The organism is Hydrogenophaga sp. (assembly GCF_022844385.1).
Classification (GTDB): domain Bacteria; phylum Pseudomonadota; class Gammaproteobacteria; order Burkholderiales; family Burkholderiaceae_C; genus Hydrogenophaga.
Genome location: NZ_JALHLX010000080.1, coordinates 1 through 4,180, shown reverse-complemented (window position 1 = coordinate 4,180; position 4,180 = coordinate 1). Strand labels below are relative to the sequence as shown.

The 4,180-nt window shown below is 67.1% G+C and carries 4 protein-coding genes; 2 read left to right on the top strand and 2 right to left on the bottom strand.

Annotated features, from left to right (window positions below; all coding sequences use genetic code 11):
- Nucleotides 1-180: 180 nt before the first annotated feature.
- Both dprA and Q0C59_RS13195 read right to left on the bottom strand, forming a co-directional pair.
- Nucleotides 181-1,284: a DNA-processing protein DprA gene (gene dprA, locus Q0C59_RS13200; protein WP_291216270.1), complete on the bottom strand. Its 1,104-nt coding sequence runs from the start codon at nt 1,282-1,284 to the stop codon at nt 181-183.
- A 6-nt stretch (nt 1,285-1,290) separates the two neighbouring features.
- A complete protein-coding gene (locus Q0C59_RS13195; RefSeq protein WP_291216268.1) occupies nt 1,291-2,541 on the bottom strand; it encodes a LysM peptidoglycan-binding domain-containing protein in 1,251 nt (416 codons plus the stop codon).
- Between the two features lie 286 nt (nt 2,542-2,827).
- Here Q0C59_RS13195 and def point away from each other — a divergent pair, with 286 nt between their 5' ends.
- Nucleotides 2,828-3,349, top strand: coding sequence for a peptide deformylase (gene def / locus Q0C59_RS13190; protein WP_291216267.1), 522 nt, complete (start codon nt 2,828-2,830; stop codon nt 3,347-3,349).
- Between the two features lie 28 nt (nt 3,350-3,377).
- Nucleotides 3,378-4,180 (top strand): methionyl-tRNA formyltransferase (fmt, locus tag Q0C59_RS13185; RefSeq protein ID WP_291216266.1); only part of this gene is annotated, 803 nt, incomplete at its 3' end.

Sequence of the window (4,180 nt, the reverse complement as noted above, 5' to 3'; positions counted from 1 at the left end):
TTTGCCGGCAGCATCGGCCGCACCGACTTCCCGCAAGGCAACCACGCGCAGTTGATCAGCAGCATCAAGGAACGCCTGTGGCCCATGGGCGATGACACCGTGTTCATTCCGGGGCACGGTCCCGAGAGCAGCTTCGGCGCCGAGCGCCGGCACAACCCGCACGTGCGGGACGCCTGAGTTTCAGGCCTGGCTCAGGCGCTGGAAAAGGCCGCCAGGCAAGCGGCCAACAGCACCGTCGAGTTCCAGTTCGAGCAAGCGGGCCTGCAGGTGGGCGGTGTCCAGGCCGGTGCGCGCCTGCAGGGCGTCCAGGCTCACGGGTTCGAAGCCCATGGCTTTGAGCAGCGCGTCCGGGTCTTCTCCCTCAAAGAGTTCTTCCACCGAGGCATCGGGCGTGCGCGGCTCCACCAGGCGCAGGTCTTCCAGAATGTCCTGCGCGGACTCGACCAGCTTGGCGCCCTGGCGAATGAGCGCATGGCAGCCACGCGACTGCGGCGCGTGGATCGAACCCGGAATGGCGAACACCTCGCGCCCCTGTTCGGCCGCCATGCGTGCCGTGATCAGAGAGCCCGACTGCAGCGTGGCTTCCACCACCAGCGTGCCTTGTGAGAGGCCAGCGATCAGGCGGTTGCGTTGCGGAAAGTTGGCTTGCAGCGGCGGCGTGCCCAGCGGGTATTCGCTGACGATGGCGCCGTGCACGGCGATGCGGTGCGCCAGCGAGAGGTGGCGCCGGGGGTAGACGCGGTCCAGCCCGGTGCCCACCACTGCGATGGTGGGTGCGCCGCCTTCGAGCGCACCCGTGTGGGCCGCGCCATCCACACCCAGCGCCAAGCCCGAGACCACACACACGCCGGCCTGACCCAGCGCCCGGGCGAACTGGTGGGCATTGGCTTCGCCTTGCGGTGTGGGGTTGCGGCTGCCGACCATGGCCAGGCGGCGCGGATGGGAGAGCACGTCCAGATCGCCCATCACGTACAGCAGCACCGGCGGGTCTGCCAACTGCAGCAGGTCGGGCGGAAAGCGCGGGTCGGCCAGGGTCAGCACATGGCGGTTGGCGCCCCCGGCCAGCCAGGTGAACACCTGTTCCACCCGGGCGTCCAGATCGTCGGGAGCCTCTTGCAGGGCCAGCGCCGTTTTGGAACCCACCACGGTTTGCAGGGCGGCCAGCCGTTGCGCAAAGATGGCTTCGGGCAGGCCGAACGCGGCCAGCAGCTTGCGGGCGGTCTCCTTGCCCACGCCGGGCGTGAGCAGCAGCCGCACCCAGGCGGCCAACTCCTGCCGCTGCATCGCGGGTTATGGGTTGACGAAGCGGTCGCCGACCTTGACGCTGTCGGTCACCTGCAGGATCAGCGCGTAAGACACCTTGTCGAAGGTGCGGAACACCATCATGAGACCGTTGCGTTCACCCGGCAGGCGCAGCTGGGGCCGTGCGGTGTCGGTGCTGTCGGTCACGAGGTTGCTTTCGCGTTGCAGCGCCAGCACATGACCGCGCTCGATGCCGTGTTCCGTGCCGCGGTTGATCGTGACCACCTGGTTCTGGCCGGCAAAGTTCACTGCATTGCCGTAGACCGAGACGATCTGGCCGGTGTGGATACCTTGCGGCGCTCGCGGCACAAAGTTGGTCAACTCGCGCGGCGGCTCGGGCAGCAGCCGGTCACCGATGCGCATTTCTTCCTTGGCCGCCACGATGTCGATGGTGGCCGGCACCAGTTCGGTCACAGTCTGGCCGTTGGGGCCGACAGCATTGCGGGTGGCTTCGCTCGTGACCACACTCGCCTTGCCCACGTACTGGGCCTCATAGCCCAGGATCTGGTTGGTGCCGGGGTCGCGCAGGGGCGTGGCGTTGCGGAAAACGCGGTACTGGCTGGAGCGGCCGTCAACCACCGCAAGAGGTTCGCTCAGCGGTCCGTCGATGTACTGGGCGCGGGCGTAGGCGCGGTCTCCGCGGCTAAGCAGCACGCGGTTTTCCTGCGTGGCCACGATGCGCGGTGCACGCGAGAAGGTGGCCTCGTCGACGATCAGCGGCTCGGTCAGGAAGGATTCGATGGCCTGCAGGTTGACCGGCGGAATCGCCGAGTCGCCCAGGCTCTCAAAGCGGGTGCGCGGTGAAACACGCACGGTCTCGGTGTCACCGCCGCCGGGCGCTCGCGTGCTCAGGCGGGCGCGGCCGTTGGATTTGTCGAGGTACAGCACCTGTCCCGGATAGATCCGGTGCGGGTTCTTGATGTCGTCCAGGTTCATGCCCCAGAGTTCGGGCCAGCGCCACGGCGTCTTGAGGAAGATGCCGGAAATCGCCCACAAGGTGTCTCCGCGCTTGATGGTGTAGCTGTCGGGCGCGTTGGGCGCCAGCTCCGACAGCGGTACACCGGTCTGGGCCACCTGGTTGGCGGTGGCGCGCTGGCCGGGTGTGATGGGGAAGTCTTGCGCCGAGACGGAACCTGCCAGAGCGGCAGCGATCAGGGCAAACGCGCAAACCACCGGCCGCAGCGGGCTCGTGGGGCGCGTGAACTGGACATCGGCAGGCAAGCGTTTTTTCAATGGCATGTGGTGGCCCCTGGGGCGGCGGTGGCCGGTTGTCAGCGGGCACTTCCTGGAGACATTTCCGGGAAACGACAGCTGCCCCCCGGTGGCGCTCGTGTCTTGACAAATCGCATTTGATTTTGCGCCCAAGCCTTTGATTAGGCAATGTTTATGGCGGGGGGCTTTCACGCGCCGTGGCAAAAGTGGCGAAAATGTCGAGACTGCATTCCGCTCGTCCCCGGCTTGCCGCCAGCCGTCGCCCGGGTACATTGCACGGTCGCGTCCCAGCTCCTCGTTTGCCCCTTTTTCCATGACCCAGCCGTCCCTGCTGCCCATCCTTTGTTATCCCGATCCCCGCTTGCACACCGTGGCCCGCCCGGTGAAGGCGGTGGACGATCGCATCCGCGCGCTCAGCCAGCAGATGCTCGACACCATGTACGACGCCCACGGCATTGGTCTGGCCGCCACGCAGGTGGATGTGCATGAGCGTCTGATCGTGATCGACGTGAGCGAGACGCGCGACCAGCCCATGGTGTTGGTCAACCCGGTGATCGAATGGGCCAGCCCCGAGACACGCAAAGGCGAAGAGGGCTGCCTCTCGGTGCCCGGTATCTACGATGGCGTGGAGCGTTCGCTGGCTGTGCGCGTGCGGGCGCAAGACCTGGACGGCAGTGAGCGCACGATCGAAGCCGACGGCATGCTGGCCGTGTGCATCCAGCACGAAATGGACCACCTGATGGGCAAGGTGTTCGTGGAGTACCTCTCTCCGCTCAAGCGCACGCGCATCAAGTCCAAGATGGCCAAGGCCCAGCGGGAGGCGATGAAGGCTTGAGGCCTTTGTCCGGTCTCGTCCTTCGCCCATGAAACTCATCTTTGCCGGCACGCCGGAATTCGCGAGCGTGGCGCTGGCCCGTTTGCTGACCGCCGGTTTCCAGGTGCCGCTGGTGCTCACCCAGCCCGACCGCCCAGCCGGCCGCGGCATGAAGCTGCAGGCCTCACCCGTGAAACAGCTGGCGCAGCAACACCACACCACCGTGGCGCAACCGCGCAGCCTGCGATTGGACGGCAAATACCCCGAGGACGCCGCCGCCGCTGGTGCGGCGATTGAAGCCGCGCAGGCCGATGTGATGGTGGTGGCGGCCTACGGCCTGATCCTGCCGCAATGGGTGCTCGATGTGCCGCGTTTGGGATGTCTCAACATCCATGCATCCCTCTTGCCGCGCTGGCGTGGCGCGGCACCCATCCACCGCGCCATCGAGGCCGGCGACCTTGAGACCGGCGTGACCATCATGCAGATGGACGCCGGGTTGGACACCGGCGACATGCTGCTCACCGAACGCCTGCCGATCCGCGCGGAAGACACCACGGGCAGCCTGCACGACCGCCTGGCCGTACTCGGCGGCCGGCTCATCGTCGAAGCGCTGGAGATCGCGGCCTGCGGAGGTCTGACCGCGCAGAAACAGCCCACTGTGGGTGTGACTTACGCGCACAAGATCGACAAGGCCGAGGCCGCACTCGACTGGACCGCACCCGCCGAACTTCTGGCGCGGCGGGTGCGCGCGTTCAACCCGTTTCCGGGTGCGGCCACCGCGCTGGCGGGTGAGGCGATCAAGGTCTGGGCCGCCCACGCCGACACCGCTGCGGGCGGTGCTCCCGGTGAGCT